Below are 24,034 nucleotides of genomic sequence, written 5' to 3' on the forward strand. Positions count from 1 at the left end.
ATCCCGATGCGCCTCCTCCGCTCCGTTTTGCTGCTGACCGCAGCTTCTTTCCCGGTAGCGGTGGGGGCGCAGACCGCACCTGCCCCGACGCAGGTTTCGGTAAAGCCGCTCGCCTATACCGAGCGCACGCTGCCGAATGGTCTGCGCGTGTATGCGATCCGCGATACCGGCACGCCGAACGTGTCGGTGCAGGTCTGGTACGACGTTGGCTCGAAGGACGATCCCAAGGGTAAGTCCGGGTTCGCGCACATGTTCGAACACCTCATGTTCAAGTCGACGCGTAACCTGGTATCGGAGCAGATGGATCGGCTGACCGAGGATGTCGGCGGCTACAACAATGCGTCGACCAACGACGACTATACCAATTATTATGAAGTGATCCCGGCCAACCACCTCCAGCGGCTGTTGTTCGCGGAGGCGGACCGGATGGCGAGCCTCGTCGTCGAGCCCAAGAGCTTCGGCTCGGAGCGCGACGTGGTGAAGGAGGAACTGCGCCAGAGCACGCTTTCGCGGCCGTACGGAAAGCTGTTCTCGCTCTATTATCCGGCGATTGCCTATACGACGCATCCCTATGCGCGTGGGACGATCGGCAGCCTGGAGAATCTGGAAGCCGCCGGGATCGATGACGTCCGGGCGTTCCATGCGACCTATTATCGGCCGGACAACGCCATCCTTGTGGTGTCGGGCAATTTCGACCCGGCGCAGTTGAACGGCTGGGTCGACCAGTATTTCGCGGGGATAAAGAAGCCGAGCGCAGCGATCCCGCGGGTAACTGTCGCCGAGCCCGCGCGGACCAAGGCGGTGACGCGGACCGTGTACGAGCCGAACACGCCGCTTCCCGCCGTGCTGGTCAGCTATCATGTGCCGGCCGACCGCGATGCGGACATTGCGGCGTTGACGGTGCTGAAGGCGGTGCTGGCGACCGGCGAGAGTTCGCGGCTGTACGAGAGCGTCGTGTACCGTGACCAGCTTGCGCAGTCGGCGGAAGCGTTCCTGGATACCAAGCAGGCGACCGGCAACATGGTCGTCTACGCAATCCTCGCGGGCGGCAAGACGGTCGAGGCGGGTGAGGCTGCACTGAAGCGCGAGATCGCCCGGTTCCGCGATGCGCCGGTGACCACCGCCGAACTGGCCGAGGCGAAGAACGAAATCCTGACCCAGTCGATCCAGTCGCGCGAGACGGCCGAGGGCAAGGCGAGCACGCTGGCGTCTGCCGTGCTGGTCGACGGCGATCCGCAGGCGGCTGACAAGCAATTGGCGGCCATCGCGCGGGTGACGGCGGCGGATATCCAGCGGGTTGCGCGGAAATACCTCGGCGACAACCAGTCGGCAACGATCCGGTACCTGCCACTCGCGGCCAAGCCTGCGGGCGGTGTCGCGGATGCGATCACGGTTGCACCGACGGTGCAGGTTGCCGACCTGAAGGCGCCGGCGAACATCGAGATCTTGACGCCTGCGCCGGAAGGGCAGCGGGTCCAGCCACCTGCGCCGAGCGCACCGGTATCGCCGACGATCCCACAGCCGGTCGAAACCCGGCTCGCGAACGGCATGCGGCTGGTCACGGTGGAGCGGCACGACCTGCCGATCGTCACCGCGTATCTCGTTACCGCGGGTGGTGCGGCGACCGATCCCGCGAACCGCGCGGGTGTCAGCAGCCTATCGGCGGACCTGCTCACCAAGGGCACAAAGACGCGTTCGGCGACACAGATCGCGCGTGCGGTCGAGGGGCTTGGCGGTGCGATCGGGAGTTCGGCGGGGAGCGATGGCGCGTCGGTCGACGTCACGGTGAAGTCGGACCAGCTCGCGCCGGCGATGGCCATTCTCGCGGATGTTGCGATCAACCCGGCCTTTGCGCCTGAGGAGATCGAGCGGGCGCGGACGCAGCAGGTCGACGCGGTGACACTGGCGTTGAAGGACCCGGCGCAGGTCGCGGGTCTGGTTGCGGATCGTGCCGTGCTTGGCGCCTCGCCCTATGGTGCGCCTAACGGGGGCACGCCGCTGTCACTGAAGGCGATCACGCGGGCCGATATCACGGCAGCGTATGCGCGGAGCTTCCAGCCGGGCCAGGCAACGCTGATCATGGTCGGCGACGTCACCGTGGCGCGCGCCAAGGCTTTGGCGGAGGCACAGTTCGGTTCTTGGAAATCGACCAGCACGGCAACCGCGAACGCGCCGCAGGTCACGTACCCGAAGCCGCGCGTGATCGTCGTCGACATGCCGGAAGCGGGCCAGGCGGGCGTAGTAGTTGCGCGGCCGGCCATCGCAAGGTCGGACGCACGCTATTATCCGCTCGCGGTCGGCAATACCGTCCTGGGCGGCGGCTTCTCGTCGCGGTTGAACCAGGAGATCCGGATCAAGCGCGGGCTTGCGTACGGCGCGGGCAGCGGGCTCGATGCGGGGAAGACGCAGGGCACGGTCGCGGCGCGGACTCAGACCAAGAACCCGACGGCAGCCGAAGTCGTGACGCTGATCGCCGCCGAAATGACGCGGATGGGGGCGTCTCCCGTGCCCGCTGCAGAACTCGATACCCGCAAGGCCGTGCTCGTCGGCAATTTCGGGCGCGGGATCGAGACGACGTCGGGCGTTGCCGGGATACTGGGCGCCTATGTGCAGAACGGCGTGCCGCTCGGCGAACTCCAGCGCTACACCGGCGCGGTGGGCGCGGTCGATCCGGCAGCCGTGCAGGCCGCGGCGGTCGCCTTACTCGATCCGAAGGCGGCGAGCATCGTCGTGGTCGGTGACGCCAAGCAGTTCATCGAACCGCTGCGCAAAGCCTATCCGAACGTCGAGGTCATCCCCGAAGCCGCGCTGAAGCTCGACACCGCAACCTTACGGTAAGCGATTGCTGCTACGGATTCAGTCCGTCCCGCGGTGGGACGGACTGAATCCGTGCGCGATCGGTCCAGCCGAATCGGCTATGCCGGACGTTGGGCATGCTCGATAAAGCAAGTACGAGGAAAGCGGTTGCGGGTTCGGTTGCAGACGGTTCGGCTGATGAAGCGCATCTGGGTGGCGATGGTCGTCACGGTGCTGATCATCGGCGCCGGGATTTCTGCGCACGCAGCGCTCCGGGCGATGTCGGCGCGTGAAGCGGCGAGCGACCGCGCGAGTGCCGCATCTTCGGTAAGGGTCTCAGCCCCCGCCCCAGCGCTGGCCGAGCAGGAGATTGCCGCCCCCGCGGCGGGTGTTACGGGGACCATCGACCTGCCCGATCTGCCGATCCCGGCCGGTGCGACGCTCGACGCGGGCATTGTTCCCGCACGGCCCTTCTCGACGGCAAGCGCATCGCCGCTGGACCGCGACCGTGCGCTGCAATGCCTCACCGCGGCGATCTATTACGAAGCGGCATCCGAGCCCGATGCCGGCCAGCAGGCGGTTGCGCAGGTCATTCTCAACCGTGCGCGGCATCCTGCCTTTCCGGGAACGGTGTGCGGCGTGGTGTACCAGGGCTCGGAGCATGCCGGTTGCCAGTTCAGCTTCGCATGCGATGGCGCGATGACGCGCGTGCCAGCGCGTGCCGCGTGGGTCCGCGCCGCGCGAGCGGCCGGCATGGCGCTGGCCGGGTATGTCTACGCTCCGGTTGGGTTAGCGACGCACTATCATACCTACGCCGTGACGCCCGCGTGGAACCGGAGCATGGTGATGACCGATGTCGTCGGTGCGCATTTCTTCCATCGGTGGAAGGGGTATTGGGGCACGTCTGCGGCATTCAACCAGCGTTATGCGGGCGGCGAACCGGTACCTGGGCCGCATATGTCCGTGCAACCGATCGCGCCGCCGACGCAGCAGATGATCGCAGCCGCCACGGCCGGAGCTGTCTCCGTCCCGGTGCCGGCTCCGGTGGTAGCGGCTGTTGCGCAGGCCAAGCCCGCTACTCAGGCACCGGCAATACCAGTTGCTTCCGACATGCTGCCGCCAGAATCGCAGATACTCGACCGATGGAAGGATTCGGGTAAGCCGTTGAAGTAAGTCGCCGCGGTCGCTTGCAAGGTTCCGCGTCAGCGGTGTTCAACGGATACCCTCTGGCAGTCAACTTGCTAGATGAAGAAGTTGGTTCGCACGGAGGCGCAGAGGACGCGGAGGTGAAGCGTTCTGGGCTAGGTCGCGGATGTCACGTCTGATTTCGGGAACTTGCGGTTCAGCTAAAAGCTCCGCGCGCTCTCTGCGCCTCTGCGCGAACCATCCTGTCTAAAGACCACAAAGAAAAACCCGGCTGCATCGCTGCATCCGGGTCTTCCAAATCATCGAACCTCGGAGATCCGGCCTATTCGGCGGGGACCATCGACGGGGCACCGATCATCATGCGCTCGCCACCGGGAGGGGCGGCTTCGCGGGCGGCGCGGAGGATCTGGGTGCGTTCGGCGCGTGAGGCCATGTCGTCCCAGGCCTTTTCGGCGCGGCGGCAGCGGTCACGAACATTGTCGAGGAGGGCAGCATCGCCGTTGCGACGCTCTTCATCAGCGCGGGCCCGGTAAAATTCTGGATTATCGGCCATGCTGGTGCGCTCCTACGGGAAATTTCAAAGGGGGTGATGCGGCGGCCATGACAGCCGCCGCATCGCAACCGAGATCAGGTTGGCGGACCGTAATCCGCCAGCGAGATCAATCGGCTGGCTGGAGGTTCACGGCCGACTGCTTGCCACGCTTGTCGGGCTCGAGCTCGTAGGTGACGCGCTGATTCTGGTTCAGCGTCGGCATGCCGGCGCGCTCAACCGCGGTGATGTGCACGAATGCATCGTTGCCGCCGCCATCCGGCGCGATGAAGCCATAGCCCTTGTCGGCGTTGAAAAACTTGACGGTTCCGGTGATAGCCATGAAGTGGCTCCTTCTTAGTAGAGAGTAACCCGACGTTCGGGCGACCCGTGCCGCGGAGCAGGGAAAGAAGGAGAAAGGTGCCGCAAAGCGCCAAGAACCGTCGATATGCGACTGTAGCTGATCGCTATATGGGCCAAGACCGCCCGAATTGCAAATCTTGCCGGTAAAATGGGTCAAGAACTGCGTCGATTATCGCAGATAATATTTTCTCGCGCGCCGCCATCAATGGCGATGATTTAGAACGACCGGCGCCGATATTTCGGCGCCGGTCGAGGGATTTAACGGCAGCGCGTGTCGTTGCTGGAGCGATCCACCGCACGCCCGGCGAGTGCGCCGCCGGCCGCACCGAGGACGGTGCCGAGCAGGCCCGAACCGCCGGGCGCGATGACGTTGCCGAGCACGCCGCCCGCGACTCCGCCGACGATCAGGCCGGTGGTGCCGTCGTTGCGGCGGCAATAATACCGACCGTCATTGCCACGATAGACGCGGTCGTTGCGCGACAGGCGGCGCTCGCGATACCGTGCATCGTCGCGGTAATAGCGGCCGGCGTCGTAGCCGCCGTATGCGGGATCGACGCGGTTATAGTCGTAGGAGCGATAGCGCGGGTCGACGCCGTAGCGGCTGCCTCCGTCGCCGACGCAGCCGGCAACCATGGTAGAGGCGGCCAGCAGGCCCAGCATCGCAACGCGCATTTCGTGTCCTTTCAGTGGGTTGATACTGAAGGCGTAATGATCGGCGCCGGGGTTTGGTTGCCGGCGCCGAAACACCGTCAGTCCTTGAGGTTGGCGGGCACGGTGCCGCCGTTCTTCTCCAGCTCGCGCATCACGGCCTTGATCAGCCACATGTTCATCTCCGCGCTGCCGTCCTTCGCACCGGTATAGCCGAGCTCGGTGGCGAGCTCCTTACGGTTGTCGAGGCTCGAATCGAGATCGAGCAGCTTCATCAGGTCGACGATCGAGGTGCGCCAGTTGAGGTCCGAACCCTTCTTCGAAGCGATGCCCGAGAGGACGGCCTCGACGTCGACTGCCTGGGCGGGTGCGGCGGGGGCAGCCTGCGGAGTCGGGGCGGCGGGCGTTGGCGTCGGTGCGGGCTGGGCTGCGGTGGTCTGCGGCGCGGGCGCTGGTGCGGGCGCGTCGGCCTTGGGGGTACCGAAATGGCCGCTGCCGAGCGGTCCCTTCTCACCGAAGATTGCGGACTTGATCTTGCTGAAGATGCTCATGGGGGTCCCTGTCGTATAAGAGTCTGACGGCGGGAGAACGCCCGATCGGGGATTTGGGTGCAGGCGCCGCGACCGGGGGCGACGGAACGTCCGGGCGCTGCGGCTGGCCGGGATCGAGACCCGCACGCGCGCCGGACGCCGGTGCGACCGGTTCGTCGCAGCCGAGAGGATCGAAACTCGCCGCCAACGTGGTGATGCGATCCGCGTCGGTGGCGCCGGCCGCCTCGGCGCCCGCTTCGTCGACGAGACCGCCGTCGATCGCATAGGCGACGAACCATGTATCGCGGTCGACTCCCTCGGTGATCGTCCGCTCGGCGATCTCGCGGTCGCGTGGCGCGTCGAGGATGATCGTTTCTTCGTCCGAACATTCCCGGCTGTACGTGTCTTCGCCGAACAGGCCGTCTTCGGTGTTGAAATACGGATCCGGCGGCGGAAAACAGGTCCGCCAGCCCTGCGAAATCGAGTCGAACCAGACCGGATGAACGCCGTCGCGACCATCCTGGTCAAAGTGAAGTACAGGAAGTGCAGACGCTGGCGCGTTTTCGACAGCGGGCTTCAGGTCCGGATCGAGCACCGGATCGGGTGCCGGTTCGGGCGCGGGTTCCGGCGCCAGTTGCAGCAGTCCGGCGGCTTCGGCGCGCGACCATTGCGCGGCGGTCCAGTCGGCGCGGGCGGCGGGATCGAGATCGGTGATGTCGATCCCGGAGGCGACGCCGGCGGCGCTGCGCAACCAGCGGTCGGCGCGGGCGAGCGCGAGGATCGGCGCCATTGCCGCTCCGGCTGCGCTCGGGGCTGATCCCGTTCCTGGCCCCGCCCCCGCCTGTATGGCGTCGGCGTCGAGACGTTCGCCGAGGAACAGGCCGGCGCGGGCGGGGCCGGCGTCGCGCGCGATGATGTCGAGGAAAGCGTCGAATTCGGCGGCGACCATGCGGGTGGCGGCGTTGGCGGTCTCGGTGGCGTCGGCGTGGCGATCGAGCCGGTTGAGCAAGGACATGGCGAGGCGGTTGTCGTAGCGGTGGCGCTCGATGACTTCGCCGTCGGGCCTGGTGACGCGCTCGGTCTGGCCGGCGATCGCGCGGAGGAACAGCGTTTCGGCGACGATCGGCCGCGCGACCAGCTTGGCGGCGTCCCAGCCGAGCGCGAACGCAGCGCCTGCCGCGCGGCGTCGCAGCGTGTAGGCGGCACCGGGCGAGAGGCCGACGCTGGCGCTGGCTTCGTCGACGGTGGCGCCCTCGGCGATGCGTTCGAGGAAGCCGCGCTGGCGATCCGGGGTCCAGCCGTCGCTGCGTTGGGTGTAGCGGGTCGGGGTGGCTGGGATGTAGGCGCGCGGGGCGTGATCGGCTTGCGGAGCGGGGTCGGCTTGCGGAGCGGGGTCGGCTTGCGCGGCGGGGTCGGCTTGCGGGGGTGCGGGGTGAGCGGGGGCGGTTTGCGAGGGAGCTTCGAGTTGGCCGGCTTGCTCGGTGGCTTGGTCGATGCCGTGGTCCTGGAGAGCGGCGGTCACTTGCGCATGGTCCGGGCGAGCGCGGTTCAGCGGTCGCGGTTGGTGGCGATTTCGGGCGATACGGGGATGCGGGTGCCGATGCGGCCGGCGTCGACATGCGCTTGCCAAGCCATGACGTGGCGGACCGCGTCGGGGAGATGGTCGGGGATTGGGGGTTCGTACCGTGGCCGGGGGGGCGGGCGTGGCGCGCGTTGCGATGTAGCATGGGGGCGGGTCGGCCGGGGTGGGTGCGTTCGCCATGATCGATCCTCGTTGCGGAGAGGACCGATCAGGTATGCCGGATCGGGGTGTGTAGGACAGCGGTTTCTGGGGGGTAGGTGCGGGATGCCTCGGCGGCTTGAACTGCGGTCTTGTTCCCCCGCGAACGCGGGGGCCCAGGGGCCACGATCGCTGTCCTGCTTGATCCTGGGCTCCTGCCTTCGCAGGAGAACGAGGATGGGGGTTATGCCCTCCCCCATCATGTCGGACCCTTCGGCTTTGGTCAGGAGAGCCCTGTTCCGGTATCCACCGTTCCGCACATCGCCGCTATCGCGTTTGGGGGACCGTGGACCCCGGAACCAGTCCGGGGGGACGGAGCGAGGGTGGTGGCGTCGGAATCAGCGTCGACCGCCGAGCTCTTCTGATCCTCCCCCGCAAGGGGGAGGTGGCACCGCAGGTGACGGAGGGGGAGGACACGCAACAGGGGTGATCGCCCCCTCCCCCTCCGTCTGGCAAGCGCCAGCCACCTCCCCCTTGCGGGGGAGGATCAGGAAGGCGTCTCAGCCGAGCGTCGAACCACGATCCGCGGCGAACGACGGGGCCGGGCCGGTGGCGGGGCGGAGCGACTCGCGCTCGGCCTTGGTGGGGACCGCGGTGGGATCGGGGCGGAAGGCGTCCGGCGCGCGATCGGTCGCACCCGGGCGGGGCTTGTCGAGCGCGAGATCGGGCGCGGCATGCTCGGCGGGGTTGGCCTTCGACCGCAGGAACACCGCCAGCAACGCACCCCCGAGACCGATCGCCGCGGCCCCGATCGACAGCGCGTTGATGCCGAACGTCTTGGCGTTTGGCTTGGGGCTGGGGGCGGGCTTGTGTGGGTGAGGCTTGGTCATGGGAATGTCCTTTGATGCAGCCTCGGAAACGGACGGTCGGTGGCAGGGGTTCCGCCGGGCACCCGCGACCTAGATGCGTCCGTTACCGATGCGATTACCCTTGCTGAGTGGGGTGACGCGCTATGCTCTCATTGACGGTCACATTGTTGTAGTTACATAAAGGGTCGGATGTGGAGATCAGCTTCGACCCGGTAAAGCGCGCTTGGACGCTGGCGGAGCGAGGTCTGGACTTCGCCGATGCGGGCAAGGTGTTTGCGGGGGCGGTGTTCGAGTTCGAGGACGGGCGCGTCGCGTATCCCGAGAGGCGCTATTCGACGATCGGCATGCTCGAAGATCGTATGGTCGTGGTAATATGGGTCGACGCCAAAGACGGTCGGCGCGTCATATCAATGAGGAAGGCCAATGCCCGAGAACGCACGCGATTTGAACGCTACCTCGCTTGATCCGAACGACGACGCGCCGGAGTGGACGGACGAGATGTTCGAACACGCCGAATTGGCGATCAACGGCAAGGTGATCCGGCCGGCGACGGGCTATCTGGGACCGAACGGCGTCGTAAAGGGCCGCCCGCCGCTGCGCGACCGGGCCAAGCAGCAGGTGACGTTGCGGCTCGACCCGGACGTGCTGGCGAAGTTTCGCGAGGGCGGGCCGGGATGGCAGGGGCGGATCAATGCGGCGTTGCGGGATGCCAAAAAGATATGAAACATGAACATCAAGGTTTAGGCATGCCAGCTATCTAGAGGAGTAGGCATGTCGCAGCGCAGCAACTATGGTCGGGTATTTCAAGAGGTTGTGTCCGTGGAAGCGTGGCATTCCTCCTTCGACCCAGCAACCAAACTTGCAACGGTACATGCCGACGTTTCCTTCATGGTCGCCAAGTTAGGCGCCGAGAGAGACTGTCCGGTCCGTTTCTCCCTTTCGCTTCGTCGAGCCGAAGTGTCTTTAATCATCCCGGACCGCGAACCTCTCGCAGTAGTTCAAAGCTCTATTGCACGAGAGATTGGCCCAACAGGCCAACGAACTTTGGAAATCACTTCTGGCCATAAATTTGAGGGAAAATTGAGCGCGGGCGTCGATGCGTTATCAAACACGCCCTTATCCCTTCAAGCCAGCGGGTCACTTTTCGGCGATAATAGCGCAAAAACTTCAACCTCATTAACAGAAAAAATTGGCCCCTTTACCGTCAGGCATTTTACTAAGGATAGTGCGCAATGCTGGGAAATATTCGCTGAGGATGGAAGTAGCCTTATCGGAAAGGCATGGCACCCAGTACTTGAACCCCGTTTAAAGATTAAGAAGCTTAACGACAGCACTCTTGAACCATCTGCACAACTGCGAGTGCGGTGCAAAAAAGAGGATCTGATAATATCAAGCGTGTCCTTTAAATCGCCAAGGATACTAGATCACATGGGATGGCAGGCAGCCAAAACGAAAGAGGCAGCTGCTGCGGCATATATAAAATCGCGCTTGGTTGAGTACGACCTCACCCCAGCAAATTTTGAAGAAGAATACTCCATTGTCTTCCTTGCGGACTCAGTAGTTTCCGAGGAAATATCATGACGCATTGGCTTGATAAACTGTGGCTTATATCGGATTCAAGATCCATCGATTTGAAGCAAATGGCTACAATGCTCGATGCCGATCCACGAACGTTCTACCGCGGACAAGATCTAACATCCTGCGACCTAAGGGGGCAAGACCTTAGTGAAATGGACCTTACAGGTTGCAATATAGAAAAAGCACTTATTGATTCTGCGACAAAAATATCACCTATTTTCGACCCAAGAGTTTTTGCAGTTTCCGACTATATTGCCATTTCGATCAGTCGCGATATGAATAAGCTGATACACGATTATGCTGACGAAGCAGGTTACACTTATCCCGCTTGGGCATTCAAGGCATTAATTGATTATGGCATTTCCGTACACCGTCGAAAACGCTGGTCCTTTTACGCAGGAATTATACAATCGAATAAATACTTCGATGCTCTACTTGACCATAGAAGTAGATCATCAATGCTAAAAAAGACATTACAAGTTCATCACTGGCAGCAAAAGTACTTGTCCAACGAGATGGGATTTGGATTGGATGAAAAACGTTTCGCTTGGGTGCTATTCGTCGGCCTTCTTAGTAAGAAAATCCCGTTTGCGGACAATCGGGATTATTCAATGATTACGCCAAACGGCCTTGTCAAGCGACGGACAACTGGTGCGGTCATCAGTGGATCTGCTTAATCCAAATGAGCGTTCTCCTCTGCGTTTCGCTTCTCTAGCAACGGCGCCAGATACTTCCCCGTAAAGCTGCCCTTCGCCTTCGCCACCTTCTCCGGCGTGCCTTCGGCGACGATCTCGCCGCCCTTGACGCCGCCCTCCGGCCCCAGGTCGAGGACCCAGTCGGCGGTCTTGATGACGTCGAGATTGTGTTCGATCACGACGACCGTGTTGCCTTGCTCGACCAGCGCGTGGAGGACTTCGAGCAGCTTGCGCACGTCCTCGAAATGGAGGCCGGTGGTGGGTTCGTCGAGGATGTAGAGCGTGTTGCCGGTGGCGCGGCGCGAGAGTTCCTTGGCGAGCTTGACGCGTTGCGCTTCGCCGCCCGAGAGCGTCGTCGCCTGCTGGCCGACCTTGACGTAGCCCAAGCCCACCTCGACCAGCATCGCCATCTTGTCGCGGATCGGGGGGACCGCCTTGAAGAACTCGGCGGCGTCCTCGACCGTCATGTCGAGCACGTCGGCGATCGAATGGCCCTTGAACTTCACCTCGAGCGTCTCGCGATTGTAGCGCGCGCCGTGGCAGACGTCGCACGTGACGTAGACGTCGGGGAGGAAGTGCATCTCGATCTTGAGCACGCCGTCGCCCTGGCACGCCTCGCAACGGCCGCCCTTGACGTTGAAGCTGAAGCGGCCGGGCTTGTAGCCGCGCGCCTGCGATTCCGGCAGGCCGGCGAACCAGTCGCGGATCTGCGTGAAGCTGCCGGTGTAGGTGGCGGGGTTGCTGCGCGGGGTGCGGCCGATCGGCGACTGATCGATGTCGATGACCTTGTCGAGATACTGGAGGCCGGTGATCTTGTCGTGCTTGCCCTGGACGATGCGCGCGCCGTTCAGCTCGCGCGCGGCGGCGGCGTAGAGCGTGTCGATCGTGAAGCTCGACTTGCCCGAACCGGAGACGCCGGTGATGCAGGTGAACGTGCCGAGCGGCAGGCTGGCGGTGACGCCGCGCAGGTTGTTGGCGACCGCGTTGTGGACGGTGAGCTTCTTGCCGTTGCCTTTCCGTCGCGTGGTTGGGACCGGCACCTCGCGCGTGCCGTTGAGGTAATCGGCGGTGATGCTGCCCTTCGACTTGAGGATCTGCTTCAGCGTGCCCTGCGCGACGACCTGGCCGCCGCGGACGCCGGCGCCGGGGCCCATGTCGATGATGTAGTCGGCGGTGCGGATCGCGTCCTCGTCATGCTCGACGACGAGCACGGTGTTGCCGAGATCGCGCAGACGGCGGAGCGTCTTGAGGAGCATGTCGTTGTCGCGCTGGTGCAGGCCGATGCTGGGCTCGTCGAGGACGTAGAGCACGCCGGACAGGCCGCTGCCGATCTGCGACGCGAGGCGGATGCGCTGGGACTCGCCGCCTGACAGTGTGCCGCTGGTGCGGTCGAGGTTGAGGTAGTCGAGGCCGACATTGTTGAGGAAGCCGAGGCGCTCGACGATCTCCTTGAGGATGCGTTCGGCGATCGCGTTCTGCTGGTCGCCGAGATGCTGCGGCATGTCGGTGAAGAACTGGAGCGCGTCGACCACCGAGAGATGCGTGGCGTAGGAGATGTCCTTCATCGCGATCTTGACCGCGAGCGCTTCGGGTTTCAGGCGCGCGCCGCCGCAGACCTCGCAGGGGGCGGCGGACTGGTACTTGCTCAGTTCCTCGCGCATCCAGGCGGAGTCGGTCTGGAGCATGCGGCGGTTGAGGTTGCCGATGACGCCCTCGAACGGCTTGCTGACGTCGTATTTCTTCTTGCCGTCGATGAAGGTGAGCGTGACGGGCTTGCCCTTCGAGCCGTGCAGGATGGTGCTCTGGACCTCCGGCGGGAGGTCGGACCAGGGCGTCTCGATGTCGAACTTGAATTCGCGCGCGAGGCTGCCGAGGACCTGCATGTAATACGGGCTCGGAGGGTTGGATTTCGCCCAGGGGACGACCGCGCCCTTTTTGATGCTGAGCATGTGGTTGGGGACGACGAGGTCTTCGTCGAACAGCAGCTTCTCGCCGAGGCCGTCGCAGGCCGGGCATGCGCCTTGCGGGGCGTTGAACGAGAACAGGCGCGGCTCGATCTCGGAAATGGTGAAGCCGCTGACCGGGCAGGCGAACTTCTCGCTGAACACGATGCGGCCGTCGGGGGCGTTGTTGCCGAGGATTTCCGACTTGGGGGTGTGCGGCTCGACCGGGTCGGCGGGGTCGACATAGGCGAGGCCGTCGGCGAGTTTCAGCGCGGTTTCGAACGATTCCGCGAGGCGCGTGGCGATCTCGCCGCCGACGACGAGGCGGTCGACGACGACTTCGATGTCGTGCTTGTACTTCTTGTCGAGCGCGGGAGCCTCGTCGATGTCGTGGATCGTGCCGTCGATCCGAACGCGCGCGAAGCCGGCCTTCTGCCACTCGGCGAGTTCCTTGCGGTACTCACCCTTGCGGCCGCGGACGACGGGGGCGAGCAGGTACAGGCGCGTACCCTCGGGGAGCGCCATGACGCGGTCGACCATCTGCGACACGGTCTGCGCGGCAATGGGCTCGCCGGTCGCGGGCGAATACGGGATGCCGACGCGCGCCCAGAGCAGGCGCATATAGTCGTAGATCTCGGTGACGGTGGCGACGGTCGAGCGCGGGTTGCGCGACGTCGTCTTCTGCTCGATCGAGATCGCGGGCGAGAGGCCTTCGATGTGGTCGACGTCGGGCTTCTGCATCAGTTCGAGGAACTGGCGGGCGTAGGCGCTCAGACTCTCGACGTAGCGGCGCTGGCCCTCGGCGTAGATCGTGTCGAAGGCGAGGCTCGACTTGCCCGAGCCGGAGAGGCCGGTGATCACCGTGAGCGTGTCGCGGGGGATGTCGATGTCGACGTCCTTGAGGTTGTGCTCGCGCGCGCCGCGTACGGAAATCTTGGTCAGCATGAGGCTGGTTCTACTTCTGTTCTGATCGGGAGACTAGTGGGAGAGATAGGAATGCATGAGGCCGGGTGCCAGTTCATCCGGGACGATCGATTGGCAAGATCGATTGCGCGGGATCGGGCGACGGGTGCCGACGGCGCTTGAAACGCCGGGACGGATTGGCGACAACCGACGGACTGACCGGAACGTCAGGGGGACGATGATGAGGGGATTCGACCGATGCCACTGATGTTGGCGCTGAGCGCCGCCGCCGCGATCGCCGAGCCTGCCGCGACCGCACCGATGATGCCGTCGGGGCGGTGGAACGTCGATTACGGCGATACAGCCTGCACGCTCGGCCGGACGTACGGCAGCGGCAAGACCGAGACGGTGCTGGCGATGCGCCAGTTGCCGTTGGGGTCCACGCTCGAGATGATGATCTATACCAACGATCGGAATGGCGCGATGCGGTTGGGACAGGCGACGATCACGCTTGCGGGGGGCGGATCGGACGAGAGCCGGTACGAGAGTTATCCGACGCAGGCGGCGGGCAAGCGGATGACGCGGATGCCCGTCGACATCGCGCTGTTCGAGACGCTGCCGGCCAAGACCGGGCCAACGGATACGAACCCGGCCAGCGCGAGGCCGGCCGACGCGGTGCTGCGGGTCTCGCCGGAAAAGATGCCCGGATGGGCGTTCGTCATGCCCAATGCGAAGGCGGCGTTCGAGGCGTTGGCCAAATGCAACGACGCGACGGTCAAGCTGTGGGGCATCGATCCGACCGAACGGTCGCGGATCGCCCAGCCGGCCGAGCCACGATCGCCCGAAAGCTGGGTCACGACCAACGACTATCCGATGAGCGTCGTCGGCAAGGGCGCGCAAGGGACGTCGACGATCCTGTGGACGATCAACCTCGACGGACACGCTGTCGATTGTCGGACCGTGGTGACGAGCGGAGAGGTCGAACTCGACAAGGCGGCCTGTCGGGCGATTGCCGCGCGGGCACGCTATACCCCGGCATTGGGCTTCGACGGCAAGCCGATGATCAGCCACAGCACGCGCAAGGTAACGTGGCGGCTGCCGGGGACGTGGTCCGGCGGCAAGTGATCCAAGCCGGGTGATCCAGGCCGGGTGATCGAAGCCGGGTGATCGTGGCGGGGGCCTGGCCCGGCATCCCGCGGGGTTGCGCTGCGGTATTGGTGTATTATCTTTATCGTACACACCAACCGGAACGGCACAGAGGGCGACATGGGCAAGAAGAAGGACAAGCGGGAGCGCAAGGAGCAGGAACAGGCCGCGGGCAAGCACGGCTGCGAGCCCGGCACCAAACACGGCACCAAACACGGTGCCAAACACGACACCAACCACGGCAACAGCCATGGGGGCTCCGCGCCGCTCGCGGGGATTGCCGCGGCGATCGCGCGACAGATGGGAACGCCCGTCGGTCGGCAGATGATCGCGGCCGGGTTGATGGCGGCGGCGACGGCGATCTCGAAGCATGAGCCCAAGCCGAGCGTGCGGCCCGCCCCGCCGACGCCCCCTGCCCCGCCCTCCCCGCCAGCGGAGCCCGATGCATCGAAAGTCGCACCGGACACGGTTGGCGATCAGGCCAAGCCGCAGGGCGCGGGTCCGTTTGCCGGGGATACGCCCGAGCCGCCGCGTAGCGAGACGAACCCGTTGCCGCCTGAATTCGCCAAGGTGCTCGATTCGGTATCTGCGGGACTCGATCGGCTAATCTCGGGGTTCGGCAAGCCCAAGGATACGCCGCCTTCGACGTGAGGGAACTGCCGTCAGATATCGAGACTGTTCTGGCGAGGCCCCGCTGGAGGATGTAGTTTTCCCGTCACGACTTCGGACCCGTCACGACTTCGGAAACGCGGCCCTGGTTGATTTCAAGCAGGGCCGCGATCTGATGATGATAGAGGCCCTGTGCCTTCAGCAGGCGGATCTGGTCGGCCATTTCAGGTGTGACGGTCGGCGATGACTTGCGGTGCATCTCGTCCCTTTCATTTGGGACTCGCGCTTTCAGCATCGCCGATATTGGCGGACGAGGGTTGATCCGGTCAGATACTTACAGTCGCATCGCATGGCCATCGGTCGACCGCCTGGGCGGCTTGCCATCCACCTCTGCGATGCTCAGCGGCCTCTCGTTTCGTACTCGGGACGTCAGGCAGCCTTGAAATAGGCGATCGGCGCGCGGCGTCGGTCGCCTTTCGCGATGTACATCGCCTTGTCGGCGCGGGCGATAAGATCGGCGATCGCGCCCGCGGTGTCCCCTTCGACGATGCCGATGCTGACGCCCGGTGCCGCGTCGACCGCCGCCGAGGTCGCCGAGGTCGCCGTCGCCGTGGCCGTCGCGGTCATGACCTGTGCGAACTGACTGGCGATGCCGACGCCGATCATCCGTGCCCGTTCGATGCCGACGTCAGGCAGCAGGCAGACGAATTCATCGCCGCCCCAGCGGACGAGGTGGCCTCGTTCGCCGATCATGGCATGCGCGATGTCGGCGAGCGACCGCAGCGCGGCGTCTCCGGCAGCGTGGCCTTGGGAATCGTTGAGTGCCTTGAAGTGATCGACGTCGAGCATCATCGCGGTCAATCGTCCCACCGAAGAACGATCCGCCAGCGTCGCGGCGATACGGTCGACGCCCGCGCGGTTGAGGGCACCGGTGAGCCAATCGCGCTCCATCTGCTCGCGCAGGGCATTCTGCCCGCGCTCGGCCTGGAGGATCAGCAGCGAGAAGACGCGAAAGACGATGAAGGCGATCTGACCCGCAGCAAGCCAGGCACCGATGTCGTCGTGCATGCCGGTCAGCTGCGTACCGATACGGTCCTCATAGGCCAGCCACGCGCGGCCGACGAACAGCGGGACCGTGATCGCGAACAGCGTGGCGACGATCCAGCCGGTTTGCAGCGATTCCCGTCGGGCAAGACGCACCGCGGCGATGACGATGACGATGTCGAAGCCGGCGCGGACGACGCTGAGATAGGCGACGCGGAAGTGGAAATGCGCGGGGTCTCCACTGACCACCAACGGCACGGCGAGGACGGCGGCGATCGTCAGCAACGGCGTCAGGCGAGCGTCGGGGCGTGCAAACCGGAGTACCGCGCCAGCGATCAGCGCATAGCCGATCACCGCGGCTGGGTTCCCCGCGTTTGGCGCCCATGCGATGCCGATATGGTCGTTCAGAACCGCCATCATCGTCCCGAACCCGACGACGAGATGCCCCCCGCCCCACAATGCGGCCCAATCGCCGAACCGGCCGGTCGCGACCGGCGCGAGGTGGACGATCCCTGCGACGAGCATGCCAAGCGCCGCAACGACGTAGAGAGTAGTGAGATCGAGCGCCACGGACACCTGCTTGTTCGTTCGTTTCACGCGCTACTAGGTTGGCTTTGCTAAGGAATAGTTTGATTTAAGTTGTTTTTTTCGCGCGCGGGGTTCGCGTCGGCGGTCGCGTCGGCGGTCGCGTCGGCGGTCGCGTCGGCGGTCGCGTCGGCGGTCGCGTCGGCGGTCGCGTCGGCGGTCGCGTTCGGACGCGTGGAAGCGTGGCCGGGATCCGGTCGGCGTGGCGACGGTCGGCGTGCGGGGTTTTCCTCCGCCATCCGTCTGCCGGGTTGTGCTCCGGCGGACGTTTTTGGATGTCTCTGAGCGTGAAGGACGGTTCGTGATGCCACATCTGCCAGAATACCGGCATCGTGTCGGGCGTGTGTGGTACGTTTGGGATGCAGTGTGGTCGCCAGGGGGGCGATGCATCGCCGGGCCGACCACATTTGCTTCTCCGCAGAGGCGGAGCATGGCGCCGGGTGTTCTTTAAAGCGCGGTACCATCGGGGTACGACCGACCGGCAGTTTGCGCTGCTCATAGGTATGGATCGTAGGGAAATTGTGTTGGCCGGACAGGGGCAAAGCCCCTGTCGTCGGACGCGGCTTTTGGCCGCGCCGGCCGATCTGACCGCTTGATAGCTCGGCCGTAGCTTGCGCTACGGCTTTGCGCGGTCAGATGTGTATCGGCTTGCCCTGCACCGCCATCGCGGCTTCCTTGATCGCCTCGGCATGCGTGGGATGCGCATGGCAGGTGTAGGCGATGTCCTCGCTGGTCGCGCCGAATTCCATCGCGATGGCGGCTTCGGCGATCAGCGTGCCGGCGAGGCTGGACACGATCCAGACGCCGAGGACGCGGTCGGTCTTGGCGTCGGCGATGATCTTCACGAAGCCGTCGGTGTCGCGATTGGTCTTGGCGCGGCTGTTCGCGGCGAACGGGAACTTGCCGACCTTGATCTCGGTCTTTTCCTTCGCAGCCTCTTCCGTCAGGCCGACGCCGGCGATCTCGGGCATCGTGTAGACGACGCTCGGGATGACGTCCTCGTTGACGATGCCGGTCTGGCCGGCGATGTTTTCCGCGACCGCGACGCCCTCGTCCTCGGCCTTGTGCGCGAGCATCAGGCCGGGGATGCAGTCGCCGATCGCCCAGACGCCGTCGACCTTGGTGCGGAACGAGTGGTCGGTCTCGATCTGGCCACGCTTGTTGAGTTCGAGGCCGATCGCCTCGAGGTTGAGGCCGTTGACGTTCGCTTTCCGCCCGATCGAGACGAGCACCGCGTCGGCGGTCAGCGTCTCGGACGCGCCACCGGCGGCGGGCTCGACGGTGACGGTCGCGACACCGTTGTCGACGGTCACGCCGGTGACCTTGGTCGAGAGCCTGAGCTCCATGCCCTGCTTCTTGAAGAGCTTGGCGGTCTCGCGGCGGACTTCGCCATCGAAGCCGGGGAGGATCTGGTCGACGAACTCGACGACCGTGACCTTCGCGCCGAGACGACGCCAGACGCTGCCGAGTTCGAGGCCGATCACGCCGCCGCCGATGACGACCATGTGCTCGGGGACCTTGGGGATCTCGAGCGCGCCGGTGCTGTCGACGACGGTCTTCTGGTCGACCTCGACGCCGGGGAGCGGCATGACGCTCGAACCGGTGGCGATGACGATGTTCTTCGCGGTGACCTTTTGTCCCGCGACATCGACCGTGTGCGCGTCCTGGAACGCAGCCTTGCCCTTGAGCCAGGTCACCTTGTTCTTCTTGAACAGGAATTCGACGCCGCCGGTCAGCTCCTTGACGGCCTTGGCCTTCTCGGCATGCATCTGGTCGAGGTTCAGGGTGACGCCCTGGAAGTCGATGCCGAACTTCGTCATGTGGCCGCCCTTAGCCTCCTCGTAGATCTCCGACGCGTGGAGCAGCGCCTTGGACGGGATGCAGCCAACGTTGAGGCAGGTGCCGCCGAGCGTCTCGCGGGACTCGGCACAGGCGGTGCGCAGGCCGAGCTGCGCTGCACGGATCGCCGCGACGTAACCGCCGGGGCCCGCACCGATCACGAGGACGTCATAGTCGTAGTCAGCCATTCTTCATCTCCGTCGTTCTCCTGCGAACGCAGGAGCCCAGGGTTACGGGAGGCGCCGTTCGTGGTCCTGGACTCCTGCGTCCGCAGGAGAACGGGTTAGAATAGCGTCTCGTACAAATCCTTCCAGTGCGGGTTGGTCTGTTCGATCAGGTCGATCTTCCAGGCCCGCTTCCATTTCTTCATCTGCAGCTCGCGTTGCCGTGCAGATTGTATGTCGTCACTCGCCTCGAACCACACAAGGAGGATGCAGCCATGCTCCTTGGAGAAGCCGTCGATCAGGCGATTGCGGTGTTGGTAGGCTCTGGCGAGCAGGTCGCTGGTGACGCCGAGGTAGAGCGTTCCGTTGCGGCTGCTCGCCATCAGGTAGAGGAAACCGGGTCTCACGTTTTCCTGCGTAGGCAGGAATCCAGGGTCACGAGCGGCGGTGTCCGTGACCCTGGGCTCCTGCATTCGCAGGAGAACGAGACGCCAGTGAAGGTCAGAGGTCGATCAGGATGCGCGTGGGGTCTTCGATCGCGTTCTTGAGCGCGACCAGGAACGTCACGGCTTCGCGGCCGTCGATCAGGCGGTGGTCGTAGCTGAGCGCGAGGTACATCATCGGGCGGATGACGATCTGGCCGTTGACGACGACCGGGCGCTCCTCGATGCGGTGGAGGCCGAGCACGGCGGACTGCGGCGGGTTGATGATCGGGGTCGACATCAGCGAGCCGAACACGCCGCCGTTCGAGATCGTGAAGGTGCCGCCCTTCATTTCGTCCATCTTGAGCGCGCCTTCCTTGGCACGCTTGCCGAAGTCGCCGATCGTCTTCTCGATCGTCGCGACCGACATCTGGTCGGCATCGCGGATCACTGGGACGACGAGGCCGCCTGGCGACGAGACCGCGACCGAGATGTCGGCATAGTCGTGGTAGACGATGTCATCGCCGTCGATCGATGCGTTGACCGACGGGATGTCGCGCAGCGCCATCGTCGCGGCCTTCACGAAGAAGCCCATGAAGCCCAACCGGACGCCGTGCTTCTTCTCGAACAGGTCCTTGTACTTGGCACGTGCCTCGATCACCGCGGTCATGTCGACGTCGTTGAACGTCGTCAGCATGGCCGCCGTGTTCTGCGCTTCCTTGAGGCGCTTGGCGATCGTCTGGCGGAGGCGCGTCATGCGAACGCGCTCCTCGCCGCGACCCGAAGCAGCGGCGGGGGCTGCCGCCGGAGCAGGCGCTGCGGCGGGGGCAGGCGCTGGCTTGCTCGATGCAGCGGCGGTCACGTCTTCCTTGGTGATGCGACCGTCGCGACCGGTGCCCTTGACGGTGCCGGGGTCGACGCCGTGCTCGAGTACCGCGCGGCGGACCGACGGGGAGAGCGCGGCGGGCGAGTCGCTCGTGCCTGCGCCGGGCTGGTCGCCATAGCCTGCGCCGGACTCGTCCTTGGCGGGGGCGGACGGCGTTGCGGTCGCGGCGGGCTCGGGAGCCTTGGCGGGGGCAGCGGCGGCGCCGTCACCGGAGTCGATCGTGGCGAGCATCGCGCCGACCTGCACGGTGTCGCCGACGGCGACCGCGTGCTGGCCCATGACGCCGGCGACCGGCGACGGGACCTCGACCGAGACCTTGTCGGTCTCGAGGCTGGCGATCGGCTCGTCGACCGCGACGGGGTCGCCGGGCTGCTTCAGCCACTCGCCGAGGGTGGCTTCGGTGATCGATTCACCCAGGACGGGGACGGTGACTTCGGTTGCCATTTTCTCGTTTCCTCCACCCCGGCGTAGGCCGGGGTCCAGTTACGAAACGCTGAGTGGCCGGCGTTTCGCTCAATTACATCTACCATCCCAATTGGGCCCCGGCCTACGCCGGGGTGGTAGAAAAACTTAGTTTGCGCGGGTGCGGCGGATTTCGTCGCGGACGGAGTGGCCGAGCGCGTCGGCGACGAGCGCGCCCTGTTCGGCCTGGTGACGCTTCATCAGGCCGGTCGCGGGCGATGCCGAGGCGTTGCGGCCCGCATAGCGCGCGCGCTTCACCGGTGAGTCGACCGTTGCCAGCGCCTCCTCGATCAGCGGCTCGACGAAGAACCAGTAACCGTTGTTCTTCGGCTCTTCCTGCGCCCAGACGATCTCTTCCAGGTTCGGCATCCGTGCGACGCGCTCGGCGATCGGGTTGCCGGGGAAGGGATAGAGCTGTTCGACGCGGACGATCTGCGTGTCGGTGTCGCCCGCCGCGTCACGTGCCTCGATCAGGTCGTACGCGACCTTGCCGGTGCACAGGACCAGACGCTTCGTATCGACGTCGGCGGCCGGATTGGTATCCGACAACAGGCGGCGGAAGTGGCTGTCGCCCTGGAAATCCTCGGCGTTCGAGACCGCCAGCTTGTGGCGCAGCAACGACTTCGGCGTCATCACGATCAGCGGCTTGCGGAAGTTGCGGTGCATCTGCCGGCGAAGCAGGTGGAAATAGTTCGCCGGGCTGGTGCAGTTCGCGACCTGGATGTTGTCGTCCGCGCAAGACTGGAGGAAACGCTCGGGACGTGCCGAGCTATGCTCAGGCCCCTGCCCTTCATAGCCGTGCGGGAGCAGCATCACGAGGCCGTTGGCGCGGAGCCACTTCGACTCGCCGGACGTGATGAACTGATCGATCATGATCTGCGCGCCGTTAACGAAATCGCCGAACTGCGCCTCCCAGAGGACCAAGGTCTTCGGGTCGGCGAGCGCATAGCCATACTCAAACCCGAGCACGCCGTATTCGCTGAGCGGGCTGTCGAGCACTTCGAAGCGACCGTGTTCGATTTCCTGCAACGGCACGTACTTATGCTCGTCGGTCTGGTCGACCCACACCGCATGGCGCTGCGAGAAGGTGCCGCGGCCCGAATCCTGGCCGGACAGGCGGACGCCGTACCCTTCCGAGAGCAGGCCGCCGAATGCGAGCGCTTCGCCGGTCGCCCAGTCGAAGCCCTTGCCCGACTTGAACATCTCGCGCTTGGCATCGATCACGCGGTTGAGCGTCTTGTGGATCTTCACGCTGTCCGGGATCGTGGTCAGCGTACGGCCGAGCGAGTCGAACAGCTTCTGGCTGAGGCCGGTCTCGACGTTGCGACGAGCCGACGCGCCATCCGTGGGCGCGCTGAGGCCGGTCCAGCGACCGCCGAACCAGTCCGCCTTGTTCGGCTTGTACGACGACCCGGCTTCGAACTCACCCTCGAGGCGGAGCGTGAACTGCTTCACGTTCTCGTCGATCCAGGGCTGGTCGATCACGCCTTCCTTGATCAGGCGATCGCCGTACACAGACGAGACACCGGGATGCTTGCGGATGATGTCGTACATCAGCGGCTGCGTGAAAGACGGCTCGTCGCCTTCGTTGTGACCGAAGCGGCGATAGCACCACATGTCGATGACGATGTCGCGGTGGAATTTCTGGCGGAACTCCATCGCCATCTTGGTCGCGAAGGTGACCGCCTCGGGATCGTCGCCGTTGACGTGGAAGACCGGCGCCTGGACGCCCTTGGCAACGTCCGACGGGTAGGGCGACGAGCGCGCGAACTGCGGCGAGGTCGTGAAGCCGACCTGGTTGTTGATGATGAAGTGGACGCAGCCGCCGGTGTTGTAGCCGCGAATGCCGGAGAAGCCGAGGCACTCCCAGACGATCCCCTGCCCTGCGAACGCCGCGTCGCCGTGGATCAGCACAGGCAGGCTTGCCACGTGGTCCTTGAGGTCGTTGTTTAGCGTCTGGATCGCGCGCGTCTTGCCGAGCACGACCGGGTCGGCGGCTTCGAGATGCGACGGGTTGGCGACCAGGCTCATGTGAACCTTGTGGCCGTCGAACTCGCGATCGGTGCTGGTGCCGAGGTGATACTTCACGTCGCCCGAGCCGCCGATGTCGTCGGGGTTGGCCGAACCACCGGCGAATTCGTGGAAGATCACGCGCAACGGCTTGGCCATCACGTTCGCCAGCACGTTGAGACGACCGCGATGCGCCATGCCGATGACGAGCTCGCGCACGCCCATCTGGCCGCCATACTTGATCACGCTTTCAAGCGCAGGGATCATCGACTCACCGCCGTCTAGCCCGAAGCGCTTCGTGCCAACGTACTTCTTGCCGAGGAACTTCTCCCACTGCTCGGCTTCGATCACCTTGGTGAGGATCGCCTTCTTGCCGTCGATGGAGAATTCGATCGCCTTGTCCTGGCCCTCCATGCGCTCCTGGAGGAAGCGGCGCTCCTCGACGTCGGAGATGTGCATGTATTCGAGGCCGACATTGCCGCAGTAGTTCTTGCGCAACGTGTCGACGAGCTCGCGGATCGAGACCCATTCGAAGCCCATCGTGCCGCCGAGATAGACCTTCCGGTCGATGTCGGCGTCGGAGAAGCCGTGATATTCGGTCTTCAGATCCTCGGGCATCTCGCGCTTCGACAGGCCGAGCGGATCGAGATTGGCGGCGAGGTGACCACGGACGCGGTAGGTGCGGACGAGCAGCTGCGCGCGGATCGCGTCGGCGGCGGCCTTGGCGATCTCTTCCTTCGAGACGGGCGCGGGTGCCGCTGCTGCGGGAGCGGGCTTGCCCCCCTTTGCGGGCTTGGGCGCGGGCTCCATCTGGGTCGGATCGAGCGCTGCGGTCAGGTCGTCCGTGGTGGTGAGCGGCCAGCGGGCGCTCTCCCAGCTCGGGCCCTGCGCGGAGCCTTCGAGACCCTCGAAGAACGCGCGCCAACCGGACTCGACCGAGGCCGGGTCCGCGTTGAACTTGGCGTAGAGCGTCTCCACGAACGCCGGGCTGACGCCGGCTGCGATATCGCTGAAATCCTGGCCTTCGTAGCCCATCGTTCTCGTCCTCAGTGTCCCTCTCCCCGCGGGGGAGAAGGAGGGGCCCGCCCGCACTTGCGGGTGGGAGGGTGAGGGCACGGGCGGTCACGTGCCCTCACCCTTCCGCTGC

Annotated in this window: 21 protein-coding genes; 9 read left to right on the forward strand and 12 right to left on the reverse strand. The window is 64.9% G+C overall.

Features of this window, described 5'->3' with window-relative positions; genetic code table 11:
* Positions 1 to 6 precede the first annotated feature (6 nt).
* Complete coding sequence (locus tag IFR23_RS04780) at positions 7 to 2,838, forward strand: M16 family metallopeptidase (RefSeq protein ID WP_192974904.1); 2,832 nt, start codon at positions 7 to 9, stop codon at positions 2,836 to 2,838.
* Between the two features lie 156 nt (positions 2,839 to 2,994).
* Complete coding sequence (locus tag IFR23_RS04785) at positions 2,995 to 3,969, forward strand: cell wall hydrolase (RefSeq protein ID WP_192974905.1); 975 nt, start codon at positions 2,995 to 2,997, stop codon at positions 3,967 to 3,969.
* A gap of 295 nt (positions 3,970 to 4,264) precedes the next feature.
* On the opposite strand, the gene IFR23_RS04790 is transcribed toward IFR23_RS04785, so the two are convergent.
* The 6 genes from IFR23_RS04790 to IFR23_RS04815 all read right to left on the reverse strand — a co-directional run bounded on the left by IFR23_RS04790 (position 4,265) and on the right by IFR23_RS04815 (position 8,622).
* Positions 4,265 to 4,495, reverse strand: coding sequence for a hypothetical protein (locus IFR23_RS04790; protein WP_055873305.1), 231 nt, complete (start codon positions 4,493 to 4,495; stop codon positions 4,265 to 4,267).
* Positions 4,496 to 4,601: 106 nt separating this feature from the next.
* Entirely contained in the window at positions 4,602 to 4,814 is a 213-nt protein-coding gene (locus IFR23_RS04795; protein WP_031394996.1) for a cold-shock protein, read from the reverse strand.
* Between the two features lie 278 nt (positions 4,815 to 5,092).
* Positions 5,093 to 5,506, reverse strand: coding sequence for a glycine zipper 2TM domain-containing protein (locus IFR23_RS04800; RefSeq protein ID WP_156362209.1), 414 nt, complete (start codon positions 5,504 to 5,506; stop codon positions 5,093 to 5,095).
* 77 nt (positions 5,507 to 5,583) lie between these two features.
* The gene (locus IFR23_RS04805) at positions 5,584 to 6,033 is read right to left on the reverse strand and encodes a DUF3597 domain-containing protein (RefSeq protein ID WP_192974906.1); all 450 of its coding nucleotides are present in this window, start codon (positions 6,031 to 6,033) and stop codon (positions 5,584 to 5,586) included.
* Complete coding sequence (locus IFR23_RS04810; protein WP_192974907.1) at positions 5,993 to 7,534, reverse strand: hypothetical protein; 1,542 nt, start codon at positions 7,532 to 7,534, stop codon at positions 5,993 to 5,995. Before IFR23_RS04810 ends, IFR23_RS04805 begins: the two co-directional genes overlap by 41 nt.
* Positions 7,535 to 8,292: 758 nt before the next feature.
* On the reverse strand, positions 8,293 to 8,622 hold the full coding sequence (locus IFR23_RS04815) for a hypothetical protein (RefSeq protein WP_107952071.1): 330 nt from the start codon (positions 8,620 to 8,622) through the stop codon (positions 8,293 to 8,295).
* A gap of 170 nt (positions 8,623 to 8,792) precedes the next feature.
* Between IFR23_RS04815 and IFR23_RS04820 the strand changes: the two genes are divergently transcribed.
* Genes IFR23_RS04820 through IFR23_RS04835 form a run of 4 tightly spaced genes read left to right on the forward strand, consistent with a single transcriptional unit; the run spans position 8,793 to position 10,856 of the window.
* Positions 8,793 to 9,065 (forward strand): BrnT family toxin, encoded by a 273-nt coding sequence (locus tag IFR23_RS04820; protein ID WP_192974908.1) that lies wholly within the window; start codon positions 8,793 to 8,795, stop codon positions 9,063 to 9,065.
* A complete protein-coding gene (locus IFR23_RS04825; RefSeq protein WP_192974909.1) occupies positions 9,025 to 9,324 on the forward strand; it encodes a BrnA antitoxin family protein in 300 nt (99 codons plus the stop codon). The genes IFR23_RS04820 and IFR23_RS04825 overlap by 41 nt, the downstream gene beginning before the upstream one ends.
* A 48-nt stretch (positions 9,325 to 9,372) precedes the next feature.
* On the forward strand, positions 9,373 to 10,182 hold the full coding sequence (locus IFR23_RS04830) for a hypothetical protein (protein ID WP_192974910.1): 810 nt from the start codon (positions 9,373 to 9,375) through the stop codon (positions 10,180 to 10,182).
* Entirely contained in the window at positions 10,179 to 10,856 is a 678-nt protein-coding gene (locus IFR23_RS04835; protein WP_192974911.1) for a hypothetical protein, read from the forward strand. The genes IFR23_RS04830 and IFR23_RS04835 overlap by 4 nt, the downstream gene beginning before the upstream one ends.
* On the opposite strand, the gene uvrA is transcribed toward IFR23_RS04835, so the two are convergent.
* Entirely contained in the window at positions 10,853 to 13,762 is a 2,910-nt protein-coding gene (gene uvrA, locus IFR23_RS04840; protein WP_192974912.1) for an excinuclease ABC subunit UvrA, read from the reverse strand. The two genes, IFR23_RS04835 and uvrA, sit on opposite strands and share 4 nt — an antisense overlap.
* A gap of 216 nt (positions 13,763 to 13,978) precedes the next feature.
* On the opposite strand from uvrA, the gene IFR23_RS04845 reads away from it, so the two are divergent.
* Together IFR23_RS04845 and IFR23_RS04850 are read left to right on the forward strand one after the other, a co-directional pair.
* Complete coding sequence (locus IFR23_RS04845; protein WP_192974913.1) at positions 13,979 to 14,845, forward strand: energy transducer TonB; 867 nt, start codon at positions 13,979 to 13,981, stop codon at positions 14,843 to 14,845.
* 141 nt (positions 14,846 to 14,986) lie between these two features.
* Complete coding sequence (locus IFR23_RS04850; protein ID WP_192974914.1) at positions 14,987 to 15,517, forward strand: hypothetical protein; 531 nt, start codon at positions 14,987 to 14,989, stop codon at positions 15,515 to 15,517.
* A 387-nt stretch (positions 15,518 to 15,904) separates the two neighbouring features.
* Here the strand turns inward: IFR23_RS04850 and IFR23_RS20520 are convergent, their stop codons facing one another.
* Entirely contained in the window at positions 15,905 to 17,116 is a 1,212-nt protein-coding gene (locus IFR23_RS20520; protein ID WP_192974915.1) for a diguanylate cyclase domain-containing protein, read from the reverse strand.
* 42 nt (positions 17,117 to 17,158) lie between these two features.
* On the opposite strand from IFR23_RS20520, the gene IFR23_RS04860 reads away from it, so the two are divergent.
* Positions 17,159 to 17,389 (forward strand): hypothetical protein, encoded by a 231-nt coding sequence (locus IFR23_RS04860; RefSeq protein ID WP_192974916.1) that lies wholly within the window; start codon positions 17,159 to 17,161, stop codon positions 17,387 to 17,389.
* 347 nt (positions 17,390 to 17,736) lie between these two features.
* On the opposite strand, the gene lpdA is transcribed toward IFR23_RS04860, so the two are convergent.
* The 4 genes from lpdA to IFR23_RS04880 form a co-directional block, all read right to left on the reverse strand.
* Positions 17,737 to 19,131, reverse strand: a complete 1,395-nt coding sequence (gene lpdA, locus IFR23_RS04865; protein ID WP_192974917.1) for a dihydrolipoyl dehydrogenase — start codon at positions 19,129 to 19,131, stop codon at positions 17,737 to 17,739.
* Positions 19,132 to 19,226: 95 nt separating this feature from the next.
* Positions 19,227 to 19,514, reverse strand: coding sequence for a GIY-YIG nuclease family protein (locus IFR23_RS04870; protein ID WP_342344870.1), 288 nt, complete (start codon positions 19,512 to 19,514; stop codon positions 19,227 to 19,229).
* Between the two features lie 94 nt (positions 19,515 to 19,608).
* Positions 19,609 to 20,859 (reverse strand): 2-oxoglutarate dehydrogenase complex dihydrolipoyllysine-residue succinyltransferase, encoded by a 1,251-nt coding sequence (gene odhB, locus IFR23_RS04875; RefSeq protein WP_121903545.1) that lies wholly within the window; start codon positions 20,857 to 20,859, stop codon positions 19,609 to 19,611.
* Between the two features lie 126 nt (positions 20,860 to 20,985).
* A complete protein-coding gene (locus tag IFR23_RS04880) occupies positions 20,986 to 23,922 on the reverse strand; it encodes a 2-oxoglutarate dehydrogenase E1 component (RefSeq protein WP_192974918.1) in 2,937 nt (978 codons plus the stop codon).
* Positions 23,923 to 24,034 lie beyond the last annotated feature (112 nt).

It is taken from the genome of Sphingomonas sp. CFBP 13603 (assembly GCF_014892665.1).
Classification (GTDB): domain Bacteria; phylum Pseudomonadota; class Alphaproteobacteria; order Sphingomonadales; family Sphingomonadaceae; genus Sphingomonas.